The sequence below is a fragment of the bacterium genome (assembly GCA_013360195.1).
Lineage (GTDB): Bacteria > Electryoneota > RPQS01 > RPQS01 > RPQS01 > JABWCQ01.
In genome coordinates, this window is record JABWCQ010000008.1 from 1 (window position 1) to 25,866 (window position 25,866).

The following is a 25,866-nucleotide window of genomic DNA, read 5'->3' on the forward strand; positions in this document are numbered from 1 at the left end:
AATCTGGCTTATGATGTTACCTATTACTGGCGCATCGATTCCCGTAATGTCTCCGGTGTCACAACAGGTGCGCTATGGGCATTTCATACTCAGCTCGAACCGCCTGAAGCCGCCGTAAACTTGACACCGTTGAACGGCGCAACAGATATTCCGGTGAACGGAGTCCTGACGTGGACACAAGGCTTACGCACAACTTTCGACCGCGTACACTTCGGGACGTCCAATCCGCCGCCGTTCCTCATACAGAATAACCTGCACGGCACTTACGACCCGCCGGGAAACTTGCAGTATGAGCAGACTTACTACTGGAGAATTGACGAAATGAACAACGGCGGCATCACGACGGGACAGACATGGAGCTTCACAACCGTGGAGTTTGTCGCGCCGCCGGGTATGCCTGCGAATCCGGTGCCCGCCGATGGAGCTGTGAATGTTCCGACACACACAACACTCGCGTTCTCACCCGGAGTTGGAGCAGTCTCGCACCAGCTGTGGATCGAAGATCCCGAATGGGGGTACTATCAAATCTGGCAAGGTACGGACACCATCATTCCAGAGCCTGTCATCAGTCCGCTGACGCCCTTTACGACGCTGTATTGGAGAATATACGAGATCAATTCGGCCGGTACTACCATGGGACCGCCGTGGAGTTTCACGTCCGGTGAATTTGTGCCGACCGGCTCAGCTTCCGACTTAACCATTCGGATTACACCGGCCGGTGCCGAGTTGCGCTGGGTGCCTGCTGCGTACGGATACTGGTACTACGTCCAGAGGTCGGCGAATATAGATTTCAATCCTTACAGCACTTTCGGCACGGTTTGGGACACGATGTTCGTGGATACCACGATTTTCAGCTCGCCGGACGAAATTCGCTATTACCGGGTCGTTGCCGGGCCATAGTCGGTAGAGGCCAAGATTTCTCAAGCGGCAGTCCAAATCGGGCTGCCGCTCTTTGTCTTGCTGAAGTGGCAGGAAATCGTTATCTTGGAGGACTAATAGTGAGATTTCACCGTGAAAACGAACTCCAGAACTTTGACCATTCTTGCCCTGATTGCCGTGCTGTTTCTGGCTCTTGCCGTGGGGACGCGCATGTCCATCAAAGCGATGTCGCCCGTGCCGACCAAACTTGGCGTGTTTTTCGGGTATTTCAAGCCTTGCCCGGACACTCCGAATTGTGTTTCCTCGCAGGCGACTCGTGCCGGGCAGAAAATTGACCCAATATCCTTTGCAGGTGTGGACAGAGCCATTGCCTATCAGGTGCTGAGCGAAGTCATAGCCGAAATGCCGCGTGCGGAAGTGCTCGTCAGCCGGATAGATTACATCCACGTGGAGTTCCGGTCGTTCGTTTTCGGGTTTCTGGATGACACCGAGTTCGCCTTGAATGATACTGCCGGACGCATCGAAGTGCGTTCCGCGTCACGGCTGGGAAAAGGGGACGGCGGCACAAACCGCAAACGTGTCGAAGAGATTCGCACCAAGTTCAATGCCAAAATCAACGATTTATTGAAACGATAAAGTTCAGGATGTTCCATGAAGACATTGCTTTTATCCCTGCTGCTGGTCTCCTTTGCCTATGCCCAGTCGGGCACCAAACTCACCGTGAAGATCAGCGGCTTAGAGTCTGACAAGGGGCAGTTCATCGTCTCGGTTTGGCCGGGAGAACAGGCGTGGAAGGACAAGCAGCCCATCGGCAGGTTTCCGGTGCAAATTGTCAACGGCGGGGCGGAGTTTGTGCGCGAAAATCTGGCCGAGGGTGACTATGCCGTGACCGTCTACCATGACAAGAACTCGAACGGCAAGATGGACCGCCACTGGTACGGCCCGCCGAAAGAAAAAGGCGCGGCCTCCAACGGCGCGAGAGCGCAAACGTTCGGGCCGCCGAAGTGGGAAGACATGAAGTTCCCGTTGTCGGGTACGGAGCAGACCATCGAGATTAAATTCGATTAATACATGGGACTGTGGCGGGAGAGACTGTGGCCGTCATTGTGCCACAAGGCCATGCAGGCCGAGCGGCATGAACGGTATCGAGCATCATCGGTTGTTCGTGCGAAGGGCAGTGTTCTCGAAATCGGTTTCGGTTCCGGACTGAACCTTGCCCACTATCCCTCTGCAGTGACACAGGTCACCGGCATCGAACCCAATCCGGGACTGAGAAGAGTTGCCGTAAGGGTCATGCATGAGTATTCCTTTCCCGTGACGCTGCTCGACATGGACGCGCAGCGCATGAGCTTCGACGAGAACGAATTTGACACCGTCGTTTCGACGTGGACGCTTTGCAGCATCCGCAATCTCGATGCTGCGCTCGCTGAAGTCAGGCGCGTCCTCAAACCGAACGGCGAGTTCATTTTCTTCGAGCACGGGCTCGCTCCCGACCCTGAATTGCAAAAGTGGCAGAGACGGTTAAGCAAAGTGACCAAACATGTCTTTGACGGCTGCACCGTGGACAAACATATTGCCGAGCGCGTTTCGCAGGCGGGACTGGAAATCGTTGAACTGCGCAACTTCTTCGCCGACGGTATGCCGCGCACCGAAGGCTACATCTATGCCGGTGCCGCGCGAAAACTTGCATGAGCATTCTCTCCACCATTAAACTCTCAAAGTCCTACACGCTCGGCAAGGTCAGCGTGCCGGTGCTGCATGATGTGAATCTTGCCATCGGCGCAGGAGAACAGGTCGCGCTGGTCGGGCCCTCCGGTGTGGGGAAAAGCACACTCCTGCATCTGCTCGGAGCATTGGACAGAGCCACGTCCGGTGAAATCGTGTGCGACGGTCAGCACTATTCCAAACTCTCCAGCGATGAATTGGCTCAGCTGCGCAGCCGCAACATCGGCTTTGTTTTTCAGTCGCATCATCTCTTGCCTGAGTTTACCGCGCTTGAAAACGTGCTGATGCCTGCGCAGCTATCGAGGCTTGCCGACTCAAACTCGGAGAGTCGCGCGAAGCATCTGCTTGAACGGGTCGGTTTGGTGCACCGTCTTGCGCATCGTCCCGGTGAACTTTCGGGCGGAGAGTGTCAGCGAGTGGCCGTTGCCCGCGCATTGATTAACTCCCCCGCCGTCGTTATCGCCGATGAACCGACCGGTAATCTCGATGGTGAGGCCGCCAAGTCCGTGCAAGAGCTCCTGCTGTCCCTTGCGCGTGAGCACAGCACGACCCTCGTCATTGCCACGCACAACTTGGAACTGGCGCACTCGATGCAAAGGATATTGAGAGTGCATGACGGAACGGTCAATGAGCACTCAAGCCGTTGATTCAACTTGACTTTAGTGAAAAAATGTTATAGATTTGGTTACTATTGAGAACACCCCTGATTTATCATAATCTTAAGTTTTTGTTTAATATACACAAAGAACACCCGGAGGTGAATATGAAGCGTGGATGGATAACCCTGCTTCTCGTCGGTACTGTGACCCTGTTTTTGATGGGTTGCTCGTCGCCGATGAAGGAAGCGCAGAAAATGATGGATGCCGGTCAATATGAACAAGTGATTCAAAAATTCGGCAACAATCCTGAATTGGCTTCCATCGTGCAGATGGCCAAGGACAAGATTGTCGAGAAACTCTTTAACGAAGGCAAGTACAACACGATTCTCGAGATGTACGCTGACCATCGTATGGCCAAGGACGCGAAGAACAAGCTTGCCGACGCATTGCTTGCGGAAGGCAAGCTCGATGAAGTGATTGCCAAGTATCCCGATACGCCGGCCGCGATTCAGGCCAAGCTGCAGCAGCAGCAAATGATGAACGACTCACTCGCCGCCGTTGCTGATTCCGCCGGCAAGAAGCTGACCGAAACTGAAAAGAAGGTCAAGGACACGCAGAAGCAGGTCGAGAAGGCAAAGGACGAAGCGCAAGAGATGGCCGCGCTCGCCGCGGAGAAGGAACTCAATCGTATCATGGCGATTAAGGTTCCCGCTCTGAAGAAGAAAGCTCTCCAGGAGTTTGTCGGCAAGGCCGAATACAAGGGCACCGACGCCGCCAAGAAGGCCGCCGAAGAACTGGCCAAAATGTAATCGTAACAGCCCACAGAATTTTCAGGAGAAATAATAGATGAGCAAGAAGCTGCAGGCCATTATTCTGGCCCTTGGTTTGTCCGTAGTAATTTTCGGTGTCGGCTGCTCCGACGACGATGACGACGATAATCCCTCCGGTCCGACCACGCAAGAGCGTCTCGTTGGATTCTGGGATGCCACGAATCCCGAAGCTCTCACCGGCGGATTGGGATATGTGGAATTTGACTTCAACGACAACAACACGTTCTCGCTCGTGATTGCCGCAATCACCGGTCCGCTCGACGACACCGTCGCCGTGACCTACACCGGAACCTATGAAGCTTTGAGCAACGGCAATCTGCACATGACCGATATCGAGCTCGACGGCGAGCCGCAGGAAGAAACCTATCACTGGCCGTTCGGTCTGTATGCCGACGATGATTCGCTCGACTGCACTCACACCGGCCTGTCTGACGACGAAGTTCACTACCTCAACGTGACTCCGCCCGCCCGCTAGGCAGACTCTTATTCGTGAAAAAAGGCGACTCGACTGAGCCGCCTTTTTTTATTCGCACGCGTTGCCGCTATTGCGCGGGCTGCGCGGGCATCGGGCCGGGATCGCCCAATACATACTTCTTTACCCACGCGATATCCCATGCAAGCTTCGCTTTACGGAAGGTATATTTCGTCAATCCGTGACCTTGCTTGGGATAGACCACTAATTCTGTCGGCACGTTCAGATACTCCTTCAATCCGCGGTGCAGCATTTTCGCATGCGCGGCAGGCACACGCTCATCACCTTCACCGACATGAATCAAAGTCGGAGTCTTTATCTTGTCCATATACCACGACGGCGATGATTCAAGATATTCCTTCTGATTCTCCCACGGCAGCCCCTTCATGTAGTTTATCACATGTCCGGGCGTGTCCTCGACTCCCCATTGCGTCATCATGTCCATTACTCCGGCTCCGCTCGATGCGGCCTTGAAGCGAGTCGTCTGCGATATCACCGCATTGGTCAGAAACCCGCCGTTGCTCCAGCCGCCGACGGCAAGCTTGCTCGAATCGGCTATGCCCGCCGCAATCAGGGCATCCACGCCGGAGAGAATGTCCTTCACATCAATATCATTTTCGCGCCCAATCAAATCCGTCATGAACTTATCTCCAAATCCCGTCGAGCCGCGGTAGTTCGGACAGAAACAGGCCCAGCCCATTGCCGGCCAAAGAATGCGCCCGTAAATCCAATACTCGAAGCGGTACTTGTCTGAATCCGTCGGCCCTCCGTGCAAACTTACAAATGTAGGCAGCGGTCCGGAACCCTTCACATAATCCGGCGGCAATTCGAGAATTCCCTCAACCGGTGTTCCGTCGGGAGCAATCCACGTGAATATCTCCATCTGCGGTAATTTCCACTCGGCCATCTGCGGATTGATGTCGGTTATCGCCTTGAAGTTCGTTCCCGCGCTCGAACCGACGTAAATCTCGCCCGGTGACTGCGGTGTGTCCCGTTCGACCGCGAGCGTCTTGCCGTCTTTGCTGAAGCTGTAACTGTCAACAACAACGTCTCCCAGTGTCAAAATCTTGTGCGCGCCTTGACCGGTGCGAGTGATATTGTCTATTCTCATCAGCCGCACGCGCGCATGGTCATCGTGAGGAACAATGAGGCTGTTGCCTTGCCAGCGCAGCGTTCCCTCCGAAACTTCGATTTCATTCGGTCGCGTGAGTTTTGTGATGACCGTGTCATTGCCAAGATGAGCCACATAAAGCTCCGACGGATAACCGTCCCACGTACAGCGAAAGACGAGTTTCTTGCCGTCATCCGACCACGCCGGCCCTTCGAGCCAGCCGTAGGGTGAGCTTGCCTGTTCGCGCCATAGATTGTCTTCCAGCACCGCGGTCACGCCCGTTTCGCGGTTCAGCAGCTCGATGTTACTCTGACCTTCGTTGTGTATCAACTGCTCCGTCTTGACCGTCACCAGCGCAACGCTTTTTTCGTCATCGGAAACGGCATAGTCCACAATGTGCTTCGGCTCGTCGTACACTTTCTCCGTCCGCCATGTCGCCAAGTCGAGACGGTGCAGCGTCTTCTTGCTGAACTTCCCGTGACCGTACGTCACGCCGTCATGCTCTTTGCGCAGACTCTTCCATTCGTCCTCCTCATACTCGTCTTTCGCCGTGAGGTAGTAAACGGCGCGGGTGTCATCCGAGAGTTTGAAGGAGCTGATGCCGTCTTTGATGCGCGTGACGGGAACCGGCTCTCCGCCCGCCGGGGATATCCGCCAAATTTGTGTCGAGCCGTCGTAGGGTACTTCGGCATTATCTCCGAGCTCGTAATCGGCCGTGAAGTAGATCCACTTTCCATCCGCGCTCCACTGGGGACTGCTCTCCGTGGCACCATCAAACGTCAGTCGCTCCGCTCGCTTTGTGGTGACCTCCACTACCCACAAATCATGATTGCGCTCCTCCTGCGGTGGCTCCCAGCGCATTTCGACATAGGCGACCCACTTCCCGTCCGGAGAAATGGCCGACCCATTGATGTAAGCCTGAGTGAAATAATCCTCAACCGTGATGTCCCGCTTCGTTGCGCCAAAGGCAATGCTGCAGCACAGACTTGCCAGCACGAACAATATTTGCGTCAGAAAACGCATCGTAAACTCCTGATTTTCGGTAAAATTCAAATCTGCCTCCTGAAATTTAGCCATTCTTGCCTGGAGTTGCAACGTTGTTCTCATGGATTTTCAACAGAAAACACCAGCCTGTGAATTTTACTCATTTTGTCCGAATCTCTTCCGATTCCGCCGAAATATGGCTATATTCATGAGCTAAGTTTATTATCCTGACAACGGTGAACCAATGATGAATCTGCTGCGCGCAATGCTGTGTCTGTCTGTTTCTTCCGCACTCTTCGCCACACCTGTCAAATTCTGGTGGACGGGCGACCGCTCGCAGGACGGACAGATGACCATGTTCAATCCCTCTGCAGAAGACGGAGACACGGGAATTCCGGTTAATGCTGCCGATATCGACGGAGATGGTCGCATGGATGCCATTCTCTCTGCTATCACGGGCGATGGCCGCAACAACAACCGCTCCTCGTGCGGCGAATTGCATGTGCTCTTCGGTGTGGACACGATTCGCGGTCTCGTGGATTTTCAATATTACGACGGAGTGTACGAAAACCTCTTCACCATCTGGGGACGGGCTGCACGCGACTATCTTGGCTCCATGCATTGCGCCGCGGATTTGGATAACGACGGCATTAAAGACCTTGTACTCGGCGCGGCGTGGAGTGACACGCCCGGTCGTGTGAACGGCGGTGAAGTCTATTTGATTTGGGGCGGCCCGCATTTGCGCGGACTCTTCTCCGATGTCGCCTCCGCAAGCGACATGGCCACGCTGGAAACGACAATCATTAAAGGCGCTGAAGCGGACGACAAGCTCGGCATTTGGGTGGCGGCAGGTGACGTGGACAACGACGGCAACAACGATATCCTGCTCGGCGCCCCGCGCGCGAACGGAATTGACAACGATGCCGCGCATGACCAAACCGGCGAGTGCTATTTGCTGTACGGCCCCTTTGCCCGTAACGATACGATTGACCTTGCCAATCCCGGTGACCAGCGCATGACCGTCATCTTCGGAATCGACCCCAATGACCAGATGGGAAACACGCTGCAAATCGGCAATCTGAACGGTGACGAATATGACGACATGGTGATCGGCGCGGGCGCGCAAGTGGTGGCAAGACTCGGTGACACCGATGTGGATTATCCCTTCGAAACCGGAGGAGCCGGAGACGGACCTGACAACGACAGACCTGCCGCAGGCGAGGCCTACATTCTATTCGGAGCTCCCGATTTGCCCGATACCATCAATCTTGCTGCAGGTATGCCCGCGAACTCTACCATTATTTGGGGGGCGCATGGCATTGAAAACGCGGGTGAAGTCGGAGGCGATGAGCTCGGCGAGGAAATCACGCTTGCGGACATCAACGGCGACGGCATTCAGGATGTGATGATTGGAGCTTTTCGTGCGGACGGTCGCTACAACGATATTTTCTGGGCGGGCGCGAACTTTCTCTTTTACGGCCGCCACAATTGGCCTGCGGAAGTGGATTTGCTTTACGGCCTGCCCGACTCGACCACGGCAATTTACGGCGGCGGCATCGACTGGCTGCTCGGTGACTCGACTCCGCTCGGTGATTTGAACGGCGACGGTTTCTTCGACATGATGTTCGGCTGTGTTCACGATGCGGGACCCTACGGAATCTTCAAAGCAGGCACCGTGCGCATTATTCTGGGCGGACCGAATCTGCTTCCGCCTGTTGTTGATTTTGCCGACATGCCCGACTCCATTCATGTCACCGTTATTCAGGGAGCCGAAGTCTCTGACTTGCTTGCCTATTGGGCCACCACGGGCGACTTCAACGGCGACGGCTATTGGGATGTGATTCCCAACGTTATGCACGGTGACGGTCCCAACAACGAGCGCAACAACGCGGGCGATTTTCACATCATCAGCGGTGAGTGGATTACCAATCATCCCGGCCAGCCGCGATTTCTGGCCGCAGACCCTGACGTGGACAGAGTGGATTTGCGCTGGCACGACAATCAGGAGCTCGGCACCGATGCACATATCATCTACCGTCGAAACTATCCTGCAGGAACATTTGACTCCGTGGGATTCGCGCCCTTTCCGCAGTTAAGTTTCACCGACTTGACAGTAACTTCCGGTCAGACGTACGAATATAGAATCGTCGCCGTTAATCCGGAGGGATATCGCTCCAATCCATCCTATCCCGTGCTTGCCGCCGTCGGACTTGCGGTCAATCCGAACGGCCTGCCGCTGATTGTCAACGGCTGCCGCTGGGCAACGTATGGTCAAGAGCTCATCAGTTTCTATGAGAATGAAGTGCTGCTGGGAGCCGACGTGCCCTTTGAGTTTTGGGACCTGTTCACCACCAACAACTATCCCAACAACGTCACGCCGATTGGATTTGACATCGACAGCCTTGATGAGGAAATTTTCGAACATCCGATTGTGTTGTGGATGCTGAATGCTTTTGATCCCGACAACCCGAACAATCATGACGGTCACAAATTCCGCGCGTTCGGCCCCGTGCTCAGTCAATACATGCAGGGCGGCGGAAAGCTCGTTGTGATTGGAAAGGAAATGGGCGACTGGGTTGAAGACCAATTTGAAGCATCCTACTATCACACGGTCAACTGGGGCTTTCAGGTGCAGGTTACGGCGACCAACGAACTGACACCGCTCTATCCCGGTTTGGGAAACATCGGCCGTGAAGGGACAACCAACATTCCCAATCTTGAGCCATTTTCCATTGACGATTCCGGCTGTCCGCTGCTGCTTTACACCTACAACAATTCGGATTATCAATGGATGGGAGCGATGTCGCGGCCTTCCGTTCCCGATTGGTACAATCTCTGTTATCTCAGCACTCGTCCCTATCGTGCCGATCAGGCGGAGTTGCGTGCCTTCATGAGCTTCATGCTTGAGAATCTCATGGACCACTATCCGAAGATTGAAAGCGTAACGGCGTCCGCGCCGACGCCCGGCGTAATTGAAGTGAATTGGTCGGAGTCCGTCGCGGAGAACGAAGTTTCCTACATGCTGTATCGCCGCTTGGCTTCGGGAGGAAACGTGGATACGCTGGCTGTGCTGGCTGCGCCGGCCACGAGCTATCTGGACACGGTCGAGAGTCCGCTTTCGAGCTATCACTACTGGGTTGTCAGTCAGCATGCTGATGGCCGCGAGTCCCTTCCCTCCGATACAGCGACGGGTTTCTCTCCGCCGTTTGTGGACAACGGCACGATGCTCATTGTCAACGGTCTCGATTGGGCAACCTACGGCCAAGCCGTGTATGACTTATATGACCAGCGCGTACTGCAGGGAAATCGCGCCTTTCGCTTCTGGGATTTATTCGCGACAGGAACACGTCCTCCCGGTTACACACCCGTCGGCACGGGACTAAACGGACTCGTTGACCAGCTCTGGCAGGCGGGTACCGTCATCTGGGTTTTCAACGGATTTAACGGCGACGAGACCATCTTTCAAACGCTGCAGCCCAATCTTGAATCCTATCTCGACCTCGGCGGAAAGCTTGTGCTGATTGGCAAAGAGTTGAATCTCTACTTGACTCCTTCCATGCGCGCGCGTTTGGGCATCGAGAGCTTCGGCACTTCCCTTGATTGGGCGGAGAATGATTCGTTGTGGGCGGAGCATCCCTCACTGGCAACCATTAGCAAACAAACCGGTGTCGCGATGTCGCTCTGTCCTGAATTTATTCCTCGCGACGCTCCCGAAGTTTATCCGCTCTATCGTATGGCCGGAACGGATGATTCTTACTACGGAGTCTTGAGTGCTGACAGTGCAGGTCAGCCCTATGACGCGCTCTACCTTTCGATGCGTCCCTATCGTGCAAACTATCCGGCTCTCGCCGCTGCGATGGACACCCTGCTGACGGATTTCCTCGGACAAACGCTCGATGAGTCCGTGCAAAGTGTGACCATTAACAATCCGCCCGGAACGAACAACAATGTCCTGCGCTGGAGCGCTTTGCCGGGTGTGACAGGCTACCGAATCGTTCGTCGGATTGGCGAAAATACTCCGCCCCATGCCGGGACGGTTATCGGCACAACAACCAACACGACTTTCACGGATTCTACAGTCCAACCCGCAGGCGTCGTCGTCCACTACTCAATCTACCCGGTCTGGTGAGGATTTGGTCACAATTTTGCAAATCAAAGACTGTGTAATCCCCAGCGCAGTTGCAAACTGCTGCACTTGAATTTTCTTCACTTAGCGGGTCAGGACAATTTCAAATATTTTGCACTAACCCCTTGACAAGGGGGGGGGGGTATGTTATTATATTGGTGGTGAAGCTCGGCTGCATACTGTTTGTGGCGGGGCACACCACTCAAGCCGGAGGTCGGATTATGGGATGGAAATTCACTTTCGCAACTTCACTCGCCGTGCTTCTTCTCTTCGCGGCGCCAAGCAAATTGTTTGCACAGTGTACTTGGTGCACAACACTTGTAGAAGTCTGCTGCGATGCGGACACAAACGGCTCACAGATTGAGCTTCCGTGTAACACTACCGAGATTTGGGCCCACTTTGATCACTCCAGTCTGAATAGGATTTGGGTAGAAGTGAAGAATCTTGACACAGGCACGATAATAGCAACCTCGCTCTTGAATTGTGATTGTGATCGCAAGCAAGTCTGGAGTGGAGGGACTTTGTCGTCCGGAACAAATATTGGATTCAGAGCAAAGTGCTATCCTTGCAGCGGTTCTGATTGCGGACTTGGGAATGCACATGTAAAGTTCTTTTCGCCTTCGTCAAACACATGCGCACCAAATTGTTCTGGCAGCTGAGACTATGAAACGCGGCTTCTTATTCTTCTTGATAACTGCATGGGCCACATTGGCTCATGCTGTAATTCATTTTGTTCCCGACGATTTTATGAACCTGCAAGAGGCGTTGGACGAGAGTAGTTCAAACGACACTATAATCTGCCGAAACGGGACCTACTTTGGCCCGTTTTTCATTTGGGCGCGAAATGTCACAATTGCGAGCGAGTATATATTAGATCCCGACCCCGGTCATATTACAAATTGTGTGATCAGACCGCAACACGGTGACAGAAATCATCGCTGCTTTCTGACACAGGAGGCAATTTCAACAAATACTATGTTGAGACTCGTTGGTTTGACCATTGCATTGGGCCGCGCGGTAACAGAAGCTGAAAGTTCCGGCGGAGGCATCTATCTTCGTAATCGAACTGCGGAAATCAGTCACTGCATTTTCAAGTCAAACGCCGCTTTGAAAGGGGGTGCTATTTATGCCGACTCATCAATTGTCCGGATACGCAGGACCTACTTTGAAGGCAACTCAGCTGCCAGCCGTGGCGCAACATTCTATGTCAAGCGAAGCGAAATGTCACTTGATTCATGTGACATTGGGCCAAGCGCCGAGATTCTCCCAATCGACGCCTATCTCGGAGAATTTCATCTTGACGCAGGAAATGTATCCCTTTGCAACTCGCTCATTCATGACATTGGCCAGACAGCACCGGGATCAAGAAACATTTTCTGGTGTTTTGAGAGCTTTTCATCGCGTCAGGTAAGGTTGAAAGGGTGTACAATTGAGAACTGCAACCTTCGAACTTTGGCCGAAGGAGCAAGTAATGTCAGTATTTTTGATCTGCGAATGGATTCGTGTCTGGTACGGAACAATGTGATCTGGTGGGGATTCTTCTTGCCATGGATGAATCCTCGAATGCAGTTTGCATCGGTAACTCGAAACTGGTTTGAGAATAACTCTTACCAGCCCGGAACAGGTGGAAACGGCCTGCTCTTTTTTGATCAAGACAACCGCAATTTCCTGTGCGAAGAGAACTATTTTCTGAGGAACAACTTGTACTCGTACGCCTGCTTGGGTCTGCGTACTCTGAGCAACGCGTTGCTGGGTAGAGCCCAGAGGAACTACTTTGTCGAAAATACAAGTGATGGATATCCTTTTGATGCGGGAATTACAGTAATGCTTGATCGGGTCCAGGACAGTGTGTTTGAATACAATGCACTTATTGAAAATGAAGGCTACGGTGTCTTCAGCCTTGATTGGTTTTCCCCCACCTCCTACGCCCTTCATAACTTCTGGGGTGATTCTACCGGCCCATACGAAGTAACACGCAACCCCGGCGGATTGGGTGACACAACGAATGCCGCGACGATCTATGACGAATGGCTGTTAAGCGAAGATGAAATTCCCGATACAAGTTTGTTTCCCCCGCCGAATGCTGCTGATGATCGTCGTTGGACCGTCCCAAGTACATGGTTCATCTCAAGCATCTATCCCAATCCTTTCAACAGCGGGTTTAGAATTGAATTGGACGGCATGACCGGAGCTGATTTTGAAGTTCGGTTGTATGATCTTTTGGGCCGCGAAGTTGCCCTTTTGCACTCGGGCAGAACCCTGCGCGGGGCGCTCAGTTTCTCTGCTCCCGCCAACCTCGCCGCCGGAATCTACTTCATCTCGGCCCACGACCGTTTCTATTCCGAAACCAGGAAGGTCCTGTACCTGAAATAACCCCATCGGCAACTTTAACATGCTATAGCAGGCAAACCCTGCCGACAAAAAACACATAGCGGCCGCCCTCGTAAGGAGAGCGGCCGCTTGTATTACCGGCGGGACCCATGATCGCCGTTGAATATAAGATAATACAACTCTCGCGCGTTGTAAAGGGGCAAACAGCCCCTTTTTCATTTTTTCCGTGCCCCCGGTTCTACAAAATGTTATAACATCCTGAGTCGTCCATGCGCGATTGTTAGAGACCCTGTCGAATAGTGGTCCAATGTTTGAGTTAGCTCTGCTCCGAGGTCTTGTGAACAACAACGGGCATAGCATGACATCGGAACGCTATTGTAAGAAAAATCATTTCTTTAAGCACTTCGCAGCGGGGTGGCTGTCGATATTTCTGTTTGCAGGCAGCATGTGGGCGCAAAACAGCGCGTTGCAACCTGCCGACCAGCAGGTTGATGCCTTCTTGCGGTTTCAGCAAGCCGACTCGGCCTACCGGACCGTGTTCAACCCCGACTCCAGTCCCGGAAAAGGCATGGGCTGGAAGCCATACAACCGCTTCGCATGGTTCTACGGCCAGCGGCTGACCCCGGGTCTCAACGTCGATCCGGTCGTTCTGCGCATGGAGGCTTGGCAGCAAAAGCAAGCCAGCCGCGAGCGCAACCGCTCCCTCGATGAAAACTGGATGAACATTGGCCCGTCCAACTACTCGGGACGGATTCTTGACATCGCCTGGCATCCCACGAACACCAATATCATCTACGTCGGTTCCGCTTCCGGAGGTCTCTGGAAAACGACCAACGGCGGCACGTCGTGGACCCCGCTGACGGACGATTTGGCCAGCCTTGCCATCGGCTCGGTCGCCCTCGACCCCACTGATCCCAATATCATCTACATCGGCACCGGTGAAGGCTCCTTCAATGTGGACGCGGTCTTCGGCGCTGGCGTGTTCAAATCCACGGACGGCGGTGCGACATGGAACACAACCGGCTTGTCGTGGACGCAGTCACAGAATCGTGCCGTTAACAAAATTGTTATTGATCCGACCAATACTCAAATCATTTATGCCGCCTGCAACAGTTCCGTCGGCGGAATCTATAAGTCGACCAACGGCGGAACGACGTGGACCCTCTATCACACCGGAGATGTCAAAGACCTTGAGATGCACCCCGATTCGTCGAACGTGCTTTATTGTGCGAACGGCTATCCGTGGGGCGGTGCCTCCAACGGTATCTACAAATCCACCAACGGCGGACTGACGTGGACTCAGTTAACGTCCGGACTGCCCTCAGGCACGAACTTCGGCCGTCTCGAAATTGACATCAGTGAGAGTTCGCCGACAACCGTTTACGCCGGTATCTCTCAGACCATCTCCAACGGCGCCGGACTCTACGGAATTTATCGTACCACGAACGGCGGTGCCACGTGGACACTGCAAGCCACCTCTCCAAACATGTATGCCGGACAAGGCTGGTACAACCTTGTTGTCAAAGTTCATCCGACCAATCCCAACGAAGTCTGGTCGAACGGGCTTGATGCATACAGGTCAACCGACGGCGGTGTCAATTGGACGCGCATGACGCTGTGGACTGCTTCTGAAGGCAATTCGCAGTATGCCCATGCGGACCATCATGCAATGGCCTACATGCCCGGAACGCCGTCCACCATTATTCTCGGAACGGATGGCGGTCTATTCAAGTCCACCAACAGCGGCGTGGCGTGGTCGGGCTTGAACAGCGGCCTGATTACCTATCAGTATTATGCCATCTGCAATGACAACCTGCAGCCAAATGTGGCTTACGGCGGCACGCAGGACAACGGCACCAACAAATACAACAACTCCAATACGCACACACGCGTGCTCGGCGGTGACGGCGGTTACTGCAATGTGGACTTCACGAATTCAAATAATGTGTATGCCACGACGCAGCGCGGAAACCATTACAAATCCACCAACGGCGGCACGTCCTTCAGTTCGATACAGAACGGTATTACCGGCGCAGGCGCGTGGGTGACACCGCGGGTGATGGATCCGTCCAATCCGAGTATTCTCTACACCGGCACGAACATCGTTTATAAGTCGACCAATGCCGGCGCCTCATGGACGGCGATTTCAACCGCGCTCGATGCCTCCTATATCAGCCATCTGGCCGTCGCGCCGTCCGACCCGCAAACAATATACGTGTGCTATGAGGGCTACGACGGCAAGGTTTTTAAGACCAATAACGGCGGCACGAACTGGACCAATATCGAATCCGGTATTCCCGAGCGCTATCCGACTCACCTCGCGGTTGACCCGCTGAATCGGGACATCGTCTATTGCACCGTATCCGGGTACGGTTCCGGTCACGTTTACAAATCCACCAACGGCGGAACATCGTGGAGCAACAGTTCGAGCGGCTTGCCGGATATTCCGGTAAACTGTCTGGTGATTGACCAAAGCAACGGGCAGAAGCTCTATGTCGGAACCGACCTCGGTGTTTATTATTCGTCGGACGGCGGCGCAAGCTGGAGCGATTTCTCGACCGGCCTGCCCAATGTTGTTGTAGATTTCCTCGCGTTGCATCCGTCGAGCGGAAAGCTGCGCGCCGGTACGCACGGCCGCGGTATGTGGGAAACTGAAACCGTGGCACCTGCGCTGACGGTTTTGACACCGAACGGCGGGGAAAGCTGGTCTGCCGGTTTCTCCAACACGATTACGTGGGGCACCGGTGGTTTGGGCGGCAACGTCGCCATCGAAGTCAACCGTACCTATCCGAACGGAAGTTGGGATACGATTATCGCCTCGACGGCCAACGACGGCTCGCACTCGTGGCTGGTGACCGGACCCGCGACCACAACCGCCCGCATTCGTGTCCGCCACTTGACGCAAGCGGAAATGACCGACGAATCCAACGGCAACTTCACGATTGCGTTTCCGTCCATCACGGTTCTTGCTCCGAACGGCGGGGAAAACTGGACGGTCGGAACTCAGCAGACCATTCGCTGGACCAAAACGGGAAACATCTCCAATGTTCAGGTGCGCATCAAGCGTGATTATCCGAACGGAGTTTGGGAATATCTCACGCTGACATCCGACACCTTCTACACGTGGACTGTCTCCGCGCCGACGGAAACCAACTGCCGGATTCTCATCTATCAGGATTCCAATCCGTCCGTCGGTGACACCAGCAACGCGGATTTCACTATCAGCGGACCGTGGCTGACGGTCACGCAGCCGAACGGAAGCGAGATTCTCACACCGGGTCAAAGCTACACGATTCGCTGGAACAAATACAACTTCAGCGGCAACTGCCGGGTTGAAATCAACAAGACGTATCCGAGCGCGTCGTGGACGACATTGGCTGCTTCCGTCGGACCGGATTCGCTGGTCTGGAATGTTGACCACGTCGGCAGCACGACTGCTCGTATTCGCGTCACGTCGCTGGACTATCCGGCGGCATCCGATACATCCAACGCGAACTTCGCGATTCAGAGTCCGTTCCTGCAAGTCACCTCGCCGAATACTGCCGTCACCTGGCTGACCGGAACATCGCAAAACATCACCTGGTCGCATTCGAACATCAGCGGCCCCTTTAATATTCTCGTTAACCGCGCCTACCCGACGGGTGAATGGGAATTACTCGCCGTGAATGTCACCGGCACGTCATGGTCGTGGGTCGTGAGCGGGCCGACGTCAACCACCGCGCGCGTGCGTTTGCAGCCGGTGAATCTGCCCAACTACTATGATGAATCAAACACCAATTTCACCATTGGCGACGGTTCACCCGGCATCACCGTAACTGCTCCCAACGGCGGCGAAAGCTGGCAGGTCGGCAGCAATCAAACGATTACATGGTCACGCAATCTGGCGGACGGCGCCGTGACAGTTGCGCTGAATCGCAACTACCCCACGGGAGCATGGGAAAACATCACCACCACCAACACCGGCAATAGTCAGGGTTGGACGGTGACCGGTCCCGTGACGAGTGCTGCGCGCATTCGAGTGACTCTCAACAGCAACGGCGCTATCACCGACGTTTCGAACGCGAACTTCACGATCGTTCAGCCTTCGCTGACCCTCTCTGTTCCCAACGGCGGCGAATCCTACAACGTCGGCGCGACGGTTCCGATTACGTTTACCCGCACAAACGTTACGGGCAATGTGACAGTTCAACTGATGCGCAATTATCCCGGAGGAACGTGGGAAACTCTGAGTTCCACCGTGAGCACGTCGAGCCTGAACTGGACGGCCACAACACCCGGAACAACAACTGCGCGTATCCGCGTCTATTGGAACAGCGACAACACCGTCGGTGACACGAGCGCGGCCAACTTCACGATTGTGCAGCCGAGCCTGACCTTGCTTCAGCCCAACGGCGGCGAGGCGTGGAATCTCGGCACGACACAAACGATTCGCTGGAGCAGGCAGAATGCCGCAGGCAACGTGCGTGTGATGCTGAACCGCGACTACCCGACCGGCTCATGGGAGCAGCTTGCCGCATCCGTGAGCACCGACTCCGTGCAGTGGACTGTCGCCGGAGCAGTTACGAACGCCGCGCGCGTGCGAATCTACGTTATCAACGATGCTTCGCTGGCCGATACAAGTGCCGCGAACTTCACCATCAATAATCCCGGCCTTGTACTCTCCGCTCCCAACGGAGGAGAGAGCCTGCTGCTCGGAGCACCCAATACCGTTCGCTGGACTCGCAACAACGCGCCCGGCAGCGTGACGGTGCAGTTCATGCGCAACTATCCGGGCGGAACGTGGGAACAGCTTGCCAACAATGTTGGTGTGGACACGTTCTCGTGGACTCCGTCCGGTGCCGCCAACAGCGCGACTCGTGTGCGCATTTTCCTGACGACACAAACGACGGTTGGCGATACCTCCAATGCGAACTTCGCGTTGGTAACGCCCGCGATTACCGTCACCGCTCCCAACGGCGGCGAGCAATGGCCTATCGGCAGCACACAAGTTGTGCGCTTCTCGCGGCTCTTCGCGAGCGGCAATGCGACCGTTCAACTGAACCGCAATAACGGCAGCGGTGCGTGGGAAACACTCACAACAAACTGCACGGCGGACACCTTCGCCTGGACGGTCAGCGGCACGGCCTCAACGACGTCGCTCATTCGAGTGAGACTGACTTCCGACACCACCGTGACGGACAACTCCAATGCGGTGTTCTCGATTGTGCAGCCGTCGTTCACCGTGACATCGCCCAATGGCGGCGAGCAAATTACCATCGGCGGCACGCATACGATTCGCTTCACACGCAACTTCGCTTCGGGTGCGGCAACGATAAAAGTGAATCGCAGTTATCCGGGCGGCGCATGGGAAACGCTGACCACCAATTGCACAGCGGATACGTTTGTGTGGAACGTCACCGGCGCGGCTTCGACGACCGCAAGAGTGCGTGTTGAACACACCTCCGGGAGTGCGACGGCGGACGAATCCAACGCGAACTTCTCGCTGATTCAGCGCACGCTCGCGCTCACGTCGCACAACAACGGTACCTATTTCGTCGGTACCGTGAGTCCGATTACGCTGTCGCGCACGAACGCTGACGGCAATGTGACCATTGAACTCAACCGCAACTATCCGAACGGAAACTGGGAAACCATCGCGTCGAACGTGACGACGAACAGCTACAACTGGACGGTCAGCACTCCGGTGAGCGGCAATGCGCGGCTGCGCGCTGTGCATCAATCCTATCCGTGGGTGGGCGACAGCTCGGACGCGAATTTCGCCATTGAAAACGCTTCGCTGTCGCTGCTTGCTCCCACAAGCGGTGCGCTGTGGGCTATTAGTTCGCAGCAGAATATCGCGTGGACAAAGTCCGGCACGACATCGCCTGTGCGAGTCGAGTTCATGCGCAACTATCCCGGCGGCACGTGGGAAACTCTCTCCGCGTCCGAAACGGACACGCTGCACACCTGGACGGTGACGGGACCCGCAAGCACGACTGCGCGTATTCGAGTGGTCGCGACTGCGAACGGCGCGCTGGCCGATACGTCGGACGCCGTGCAAATTGCGCAGCCGACCTTGACGATTACCTCTCCAGCGGACAACAGCGTTCTGCTGGCCGGATTCACGCAGACGTTCCGCTTCGCGCGCTATCTCGCAAGCGGAAATGCAACCCTGCAGCTTAACCGCAGCTATCCCGGCGGAAGCTGGGAGACGCTCGGCAGCACCAGCGCCGATTCTCTCGTTTGGACAATCACCGGACCGGCAACAAGCAGTGCGCGCTTCCGTGTCTATCTCGACAATCAAAGCACTATCGGTGACACGACCGGAAATGAAAACATCGTCATTCCGTCTCTCACCTTGACGGCGCCCAACGGCGGTGAACAGATTCGTCAAACCACGAACACGACTGTGTCGTGGACACGCAGCAATTTGACGGGGGGAGTGCGCGTGGAGTTTACTCCAAGCTATCCGGGTGCAAACTGGACGACTCTCGCCTCCGGCCTGACCGGAAACAGCTACACGTGGACGGTGACGCAGGAGCCGACAACCACCGCGCGCGTGCGCGTTGTGTTTGAAAGCGTGCCGGCCTACGCGGATACTTCAAACAGCAACTTCACGATTTTCCGTCCCGAGTTGACGATAGTCTCCCCGGCGGGAGGCGAGCAGTGGGTGACCGGAACAAGTTATCCGATTCAACTGACTCGCGTAGATCACGGGCAGGGTGTGACGGTCGCGCTTAACCGCAACTATCCCAACGGCAACTGGGAAACCATCGCGACCAACGTCACCACAAACTCCGTGAACTGGACGGTGTCCGGTGCGGCGGCGTCCAATGCGCGCCTGCGGCTCGTGAGTTCAGTCTATCCGACTATCGGTGATACGATGGCTGCGAACTTCTCCATTGTCAATCCCGGCGTGACGTTGATTTCTCCGGACGGCGGTGAAACTTTTGCGGTCGGTCGTGCCGAGACGATTCGCTTCCAGCGCATTCAGGTTGCCGGCGTGGATGTGCAGCTCAACCGCAGCTATCCGAACGGCAACTGGGAGACTCTCGCGAGCAATGTGCAGGCCGATTCCTTTGTCTGGACGGCCACGGTGCCGACCTCCGCGACGTGCCGTATTCGCGTGCAGAACACGAGCAACTCGTCACAATCCGATGTCTCGGCAAACAACTTCTCGATTCAACAGCCGCTGCTGACATTGACGACTCCCGCGCCGGGCGATACGCTCGCGATTGGAGTTTCCAATCCCATTGCCTTCACGCGCAACGGAGCGGCAAGCGGAAATGTGCGCATTGATGTCAATACAAACTATCCGTCGGGTGCGTGGCAGCAAATCGGATTGACCACGGCCAGCGACTTCCTCTGGAATCCATCCGGTCCGCCGAACAGCACGACTCGCATTCGAGTTGTCCTCACGGCAATTCCGAGTGTCGGCGACACGCTCGACTTCAACGCGGTCGTGGATTATGCGTCCCTCGTGCTTACGACACCTTTGACTTCTGACAGTTTCCAAGTGGGAGATATTCTGCCGCTGGCGTGGACGAGAACGCGTGTCGGACCTGGTGCGAATATCTACATCAACCGCAGTTATCCGGCGGGCGCGTGGGAACTTCTTGCAGGCAATGTGCAGACGGACAGCTATAACTGGACTGTGACGGGTCCGCGCAGCACGACAACGGTTCTGCGTGTGCTGTCGTCGCGCAATGCCGCACTCGGAGATTCGACTCCGGTGCAGGCGATACTTGTGCCGTCCTTGACATTGACGTCGCCCAACAGCGGTGTCTTCGGTCTGGGAAACACCGAGACCGTGACCTTTACCAAGACGGACTTCACGTCGCCGGTCGCATTGGACATCAACTTCACCTATCCGAACGGTGCGTGGCAGACGGTGGCCTCCGGAATCACCGGCACAAGTTATAACTGGCTGGTGAGCGGCAATGAATCCGGTGTGGCGCGGCTGCGCGTTCGCTCCGAAGAGTTCGGAGTGCTCGACCTGTCGGACAACAATCTCACGCTGGTCACGCCGAGTATCAACGTTTCGTCGCTCAATACCGCAGCGCTGTTCTCCGTCGGCGAGCAGGCGCAAATCGTGTGGACGAAGAACGGTGTGCCCGGTGGAGTGGACGTCGCGCTCAACCGCGATTATCCCGGCGGGGTATGGGAATCGCTGGCGACCAATGTCACGCAGAACACGCATACCTTCACCATTACAAATCCGGGATTCGCTCACGGACGAGTGCGGGTTTCGATGAACGGACGGAGTGAAATTTTCGATGTGAACGACGCCGACTTCGGAACGTTCCTGCCCGCGCTTCAGCTTACGACGCCTAATGGTGGTGATACTCTCATTCTGGGCCGGTCGCATACGATTCGCTGGAACCGCAACGGCGCCTCAGGAGCGGTGCGCGTGCAGCTTAACCGCGATTGGCCGAACGGTTCATGGGAAAATCTCGTTGTGCAAACGCAAGCCGATACACTGGTATGGAATATCTCCGGCTCGAGCACGACGAGTGCGCGGGTGCGTGTGCAGATGGTGTTCGACAATAATGTCTACGACATCAGCGACGAGAGTTTCGCCATTCTGCCCGAATCCGTCGTGCTGCTGAATCCCGAATCAGGCGATTCGATTGCTATCGGCGACACGGTGACCTTCTCGTGGCGGAGAATCGGCATTCAGCCCGGTGTCACGGTGTATGTGAAACGGAACTATCCGTCCGGTCAGTGGTCGGTGCTGGCCAATGCCGTGCAAGCGGATTCCTTTGTGTGGGTGGCTTCGGGTGACCCCGCGCCGAATGCGCATTTCAGAATTCTCTCGTCGTGGAACTCGTCGCTGGGGGATACCGCCGGAGCCTGCCCATTGGGCACGCCGGTGCTGACGATTACGCAGCCGTCTGCAAGCGATACGATGATTGCCGGAGCAACCGAAACGATTTCCTGGACTCGCAGTTTTGCACCGGGACCGGTGAACGTTGAATTGTCACGTAACGGTATCACCGGACCGTGGACGCAAATCGGTCAGACGAACGAATCGAGTTTCAACTGGCTGGTCACTGCTCCGGCGACGACGGCGGCGCGCTTCCGTGTCTCGCTCGCCAACAAGCCGTGGGTGCAGGGAGCGGTCGGGTTCAACAGTTTGATTGTAATACCGCAGCTTGAGCTGGTTTCGCCTGAGGCGGGTGATACACTGGCGGTTGGCCGCGATGTGATTGTGGCTTGGGAACGCACGTATGTGAGCGACCCCGTTGACGTGCTGATTGACCGCGGCAATCCGACGAGTGAAGTGGAAATACTGCGCGAGGAGGTTGCAGGCGATTCGATTCACTGGACAGTGACGCCGCCGCTGACTCCCAATTCCAGATTTATTCTCCGCACCTCCTCGGGCGTGTTCGTGGAAACGAACGGCGACACGAGTTATGTCGTGGCCGAACCTGTGTTGACGGTGCAGCAGCCGAACGGCGGAGAATCGTGGATTGTCGGACAGAACGTGACCATCAGTTGGACGCGCGCGGCGGTCAGCGATCCGGTGCGGGTCGAGCTGAATCGCAATTATCCGTCCGGCGGCTGGGAAACGCTGGCGAACAATGTCGCAGGCAACAGCTATGTCTGGACAGTGAACGGCGGAGGAACCACGACTGCGAGAGTGCGCGTCACTTCTACGGTAGACGGAGGATTGACGGATTTGTCGAATGCACCATCCTGAGTTAATCGCTTCGAATATCAGCGCGGGCAGCTTCAACTGGACGCCAAGCGGCGCGGCAAGCGCGCAGGCCAGGCTGAAGGTGCAGAGCAATTCGCTGCCGCAGGTGTTCGCCGAATCCAATTCATTCGTGCTGGCTCAGCCTATGCTGACGGTGAACTACCCGCAAAGCGGAGAGGCGCTGACCATTGACCATGACTACGTGATTCGCTGGAGCCGCAACGACCATCCGGGTGCCGTGCAGATTGAGCTCGACCGCAGCTATCCGTCGGGATGGGAAATTCTCGCGAGCAATGTGAACGCCGATTCATTCGTGTGGACCGCGAGCGCTCCGGCCACAAACTCCGCGCGTGTTCGTGTGGTGTCCGCCGTAAACGGAAGCTGGTCGGACATCGGAGACGCGAACTTCACGTTGATTCATGCCGGAGTGGACATAACGTCACCGAATGAGAACAGCGAGTGGCTGATTGGTTCGCCGGTTTCCATCGCATGGCAACGAACGGGCTGGAGCGGTGCGGTGTCGGTGAGCCTGAATCGAGTCGGCGGAAGTTCAACGGTTATCTCGTCATCGAGCTCCGCCGACAATCTTGACTGGACTGTAAGCGGAGAAGAGGCGAATTCCTCGTGGCTGGTGGTGCGCTCGGTTGCCAATCCAAACGTGGCGGACAGCATTGCTGTGCCTGGACCGCATCTTCCGGAACTCGAAGTGCTGTCTCCCGAGGAGAACGCGCGCTGGATTCTCAGTCAGCCTCAGACCGTGAGATTCACGAGAAATCATGTTGGCGGAGAAGTCGCAGTCTACTTGCAGGGAAGCAACGGGCTGAATCTGGTCGGCATGACGACAAGCGACAGTCTGGTGTTTGTGCCGGGCGGAAATGAATATCCAACGGCGCAGGTTCACGTGCAGTCGGTCGAGCGCACTGATGTGGCGGACACGAGCGGCGGTTTCAGATTGGTGCAGCCGCGGATTCTATTCAGCGACGTTGTGGAAACGGAATTGCGCGCGGGCGGCGGTCCGACGACTTTCTCGTGGGAAGCCCACGAAATTATCGGACCAATGGCACTCGAACTGTCACGCAACGGACTGGACGGGCCATGGGAAGTGCTCTATCAAGGCATTGAAACGAACTTTCAATGGTGGCCGACCGTGCCGGAGAGTGACAATGTGCGGATTTGCGTGCGCAGCTTACTTGAAGGTCAATTCAGCGACACACTTGATCAGGTGCTGAGCATCTATCAACCGACGCTGAGTGTCGAACGGATTCCGGCGGATGACGTGCTGTATGTCGGACAGACGGTGCAGCTAAGTATTACGGGTGAACACATACTTCAACCGGTGATTGTGGCGCTGAACCGCAACGGTGAACTCGAGCCTCTTGGCGAAACGAGTGTGCCGTCGGATTATGTCTTCATTCTGTCCTCGCAGCCGGAGGAGAATTCGTCCTTCGTCGTGTATGTGCCAGGTGACGAGGAATTAAACGTGAGCACGACTCCGTTCGCGCTGCGGCTGCCGACCATAGAGTGGGTGACTCCGCCGCCCTCAGAAGTGCATGCGGGTGATTTGGTGCCGCTCGCGTGGAACTTTGAAGGCATTCAAAATGCGCTCGAACTGGTGCGGATTGATCAAAACGGTGAAAGCACGTTAGCGCAGAATCTCCTTGAAGAAACATGGCTGTGGAATGTCGAAGCGATGCGCGGCGAAGCGAGACTCATTTTGCGAGTCATGGATTCGCCGGAGTTTGCCGACACGACCGAGCCGTTTATGCAGTATGTTCCTGAACTGACGTGGCTGTTGCCGAGCGAAACGGGAACGGACAGCGCGGGGCAGACACTTGACCTTGCGTGGAGCGCAGTGGACGGAGCGTCGCCGGTGAATCTGCTGATTTCGTATGACGGCGGAGCTTGGCAAACAGCAGTGACGGGGCTTGCCGATACAACATATTCCTACGCGCTGCCGTATCTGCAAGCGGAGACGATGCAGTTCCGGGTTGTATCGGTCGAGCATTCCGCTGTCATGGCCGAGTCCCCGCTGCGCACGTTTGTGCCGCGAAGCTTGACGATTGACACCGGCCCGGACAATGTCTGGTACGTCGGTGAACAGAGATGGATTCGGTTTACGCGGCAGAACGCGGACGGCGAGGCCGAGATTGAAGTGAACTACGGCGACCGCGCGGAAGAGAACTGGCAGGACGTCGCGGTGACGGTGCTGGATTCGTTCCTGTGGACGGTTGAAGGTCCTGAGACGGAGTTCGCGGCTCTGCGCGTGCGTTTAGCCGGCGAGCCGATGCTCCATGACACGACGGATTCGCCGATTACGATACGTGTGCCGCAAGTGACTGTGATTGAGCCGAACGGCGGCGAAAGTTGGGACACCGGTCAGACGATTCGTGTGCGGTGGACAAGTGACGGCGTAAGCGGAAACGTGCATATCGGAGTGTGGCGCGGCGCGCCGGTGAATTCGTTTGATACGTTATTTGTCGCGACGGAAAACGACGGCGACGAAGAGTGGTTGATCACTGGTCCTGCGAGCGACAGTTGTTACATTGTGATTGCTTCCGCGGCGGACACGTCTGTCCATGATATTTCGGACGCGCCATTCAGAATCACAGGCGGAACAAATGTGAATCCGCGGGATATCGGAGTTCCGACGGAGTTGGCGATGGGCTTGCCCTATCCGAATCCGTTCAACGCGATGCTGACGGTGCCGTTTGAACTGCCGCAGATGGCGCATGTGAAGATAACGGTGTTTGACGTTCTGGGACGCGCGATTGCGGAGTTGTTGAATGAACAGCGGCCCGCAGGATTCCTGCGCGTCGGATGGGATGCGTCGCGTGCGCCGAGCGGAACATACTTTGTCAGAATGGAAGCGCCGGACTTTGTGGAAGTAAAGCGCGTCATGCTAATCAAGTAGGATTGCCCGGACCTGCTTCTTGCCCGGAGCAGGTTCACTTGCCCAGGTGCGTCGGAAGCCCTCCCGGCGCACCGCCCTATATAAGAGGAGAGCGGATTCGAGCGATCGGTCCGCTCTTCTTTGTTTCTGGCCTCGCAAAATCTGACGATAATATAAGCACAAAAGTTTCGTTTGTCAAGTTTTTGTGCTATTTATTGAATATATTGAATTTGTGAACAC

General features: G+C 55.7%; 12 protein-coding genes. 11 read left to right on the top strand and 1 reads right to left on the bottom strand.

Annotated features, from left to right (window positions below; genetic code table 11):
- From HUU59_07250 to HUU59_07280, 7 genes are all read left to right on the top strand, one after another.
- Positions 1 to 900 (top strand): hypothetical protein (locus HUU59_07250; protein ID NUO19221.1); only part of this gene is annotated, 900 nt, incomplete at its 5' end.
- A gap of 204 nt (positions 901 to 1,104) precedes the next feature.
- Positions 1,105 to 1,515, top strand: a complete 411-nt coding sequence (locus HUU59_07255) for a DUF1499 domain-containing protein (protein ID NUO19222.1) — start codon at positions 1,105 to 1,107, stop codon at positions 1,513 to 1,515.
- Between the two features lie 15 nt (positions 1,516 to 1,530).
- A complete protein-coding gene (locus HUU59_07260; GenBank protein NUO19223.1) occupies positions 1,531 to 1,947 on the top strand; it encodes a DUF2141 domain-containing protein in 417 nt (138 codons plus the stop codon).
- Positions 1,948 to 1,950: 3 nt separating this feature from the next.
- Positions 1,951 to 2,571 (top strand): class I SAM-dependent methyltransferase, encoded by a 621-nt coding sequence (locus HUU59_07265; protein ID NUO19224.1) that lies wholly within the window; start codon positions 1,951 to 1,953, stop codon positions 2,569 to 2,571.
- Positions 2,568 to 3,251, top strand: a complete 684-nt coding sequence (locus HUU59_07270) for an ABC transporter ATP-binding protein (GenBank protein ID NUO19225.1) — start codon at positions 2,568 to 2,570, stop codon at positions 3,249 to 3,251. The genes HUU59_07265 and HUU59_07270 overlap by 4 nt, the downstream gene beginning before the upstream one ends.
- A 116-nt stretch (positions 3,252 to 3,367) precedes the next feature.
- Positions 3,368 to 4,012, top strand: a complete 645-nt coding sequence (locus tag HUU59_07275; protein ID NUO19226.1) for a hypothetical protein — start codon at positions 3,368 to 3,370, stop codon at positions 4,010 to 4,012.
- A 37-nt stretch (positions 4,013 to 4,049) separates the two neighbouring features.
- Positions 4,050 to 4,508: a hypothetical protein gene (locus HUU59_07280; protein ID NUO19227.1), complete on the top strand. Its 459-nt coding sequence runs from the start codon at positions 4,050 to 4,052 to the stop codon at positions 4,506 to 4,508.
- 67 nt (positions 4,509 to 4,575) lie between these two features.
- On the opposite strand, the gene HUU59_07285 is transcribed toward HUU59_07280, so the two are convergent.
- Positions 4,576 to 6,693, bottom strand: coding sequence for a S9 family peptidase (locus tag HUU59_07285; protein ID NUO19228.1), 2,118 nt, complete (start codon positions 6,691 to 6,693; stop codon positions 4,576 to 4,578).
- A gap of 154 nt (positions 6,694 to 6,847) precedes the next feature.
- Between HUU59_07285 and HUU59_07290 the strand changes: the two genes are divergently transcribed.
- The 4 genes from HUU59_07290 to HUU59_07305 all read left to right on the top strand — a co-directional run bounded on the left by HUU59_07290 (position 6,848) and on the right by HUU59_07305 (position 25,647).
- On the top strand, positions 6,848 to 10,729 hold the full coding sequence (locus tag HUU59_07290; protein NUO19229.1) for a fibronectin type III domain-containing protein: 3,882 nt from the start codon (positions 6,848 to 6,850) through the stop codon (positions 10,727 to 10,729).
- Positions 10,730 to 11,719: 990 nt separating this feature from the next.
- A complete protein-coding gene (locus tag HUU59_07295; protein NUO19230.1) occupies positions 11,720 to 13,099 on the top strand; it encodes a T9SS type A sorting domain-containing protein in 1,380 nt (459 codons plus the stop codon).
- A 265-nt stretch (positions 13,100 to 13,364) separates the two neighbouring features.
- The gene (locus tag HUU59_07300; protein NUO19231.1) at positions 13,365 to 22,739 is read left to right on the top strand and encodes a hypothetical protein; all 9,375 of its coding nucleotides are present in this window, start codon (positions 13,365 to 13,367) and stop codon (positions 22,737 to 22,739) included.
- Positions 22,726 to 25,647, top strand: a complete 2,922-nt coding sequence (locus tag HUU59_07305) for a T9SS type A sorting domain-containing protein (GenBank protein ID NUO19232.1) — start codon at positions 22,726 to 22,728, stop codon at positions 25,645 to 25,647. Before HUU59_07300 ends, HUU59_07305 begins: the two co-directional genes overlap by 14 nt.
- Positions 25,648 to 25,866 lie beyond the last annotated feature (219 nt).

Coding starts and splice junctions, on each gene's coding strand:
- HUU59_07290 (NUO19229.1), top strand. CDS start 6,848: ATGAATCTGCTGCGCGCAATGCTGTGTCTGTCTGTTTCTTCCGCACTC.
- HUU59_07270 (NUO19225.1), top strand. CDS start 2,568: ATGAGCATTCTCTCCACCATTAAACTCTCAAAGTCCTACACGCTCGGC.
- HUU59_07260 (NUO19223.1), top strand. CDS start 1,531: ATGAAGACATTGCTTTTATCCCTGCTGCTGGTCTCCTTTGCCTATGCC.
- HUU59_07275 (NUO19226.1), top strand. CDS start 3,368: ATGAAGCGTGGATGGATAACCCTGCTTCTCGTCGGTACTGTGACCCTG.
- HUU59_07255 (NUO19222.1), top strand. CDS start 1,105: ATGTCGCCCGTGCCGACCAAACTTGGCGTGTTTTTCGGGTATTTCAAG.
- HUU59_07300 (NUO19231.1), top strand. CDS start 13,365: ATGTTTGAGTTAGCTCTGCTCCGAGGTCTTGTGAACAACAACGGGCAT.
- HUU59_07280 (NUO19227.1), top strand. CDS start 4,050: ATGAGCAAGAAGCTGCAGGCCATTATTCTGGCCCTTGGTTTGTCCGTA.
- HUU59_07285 (NUO19228.1), bottom strand. CDS start 6,693: ATGGCTAAATTTCAGGAGGCAGATTTGAATTTTACCGAAAATCAGGAG.
- HUU59_07265 (NUO19224.1), top strand. CDS start 1,951: ATGGGACTGTGGCGGGAGAGACTGTGGCCGTCATTGTGCCACAAGGCC.
- HUU59_07305 (NUO19232.1), top strand. CDS start 22,726: ATGCACCATCCTGAGTTAATCGCTTCGAATATCAGCGCGGGCAGCTTC.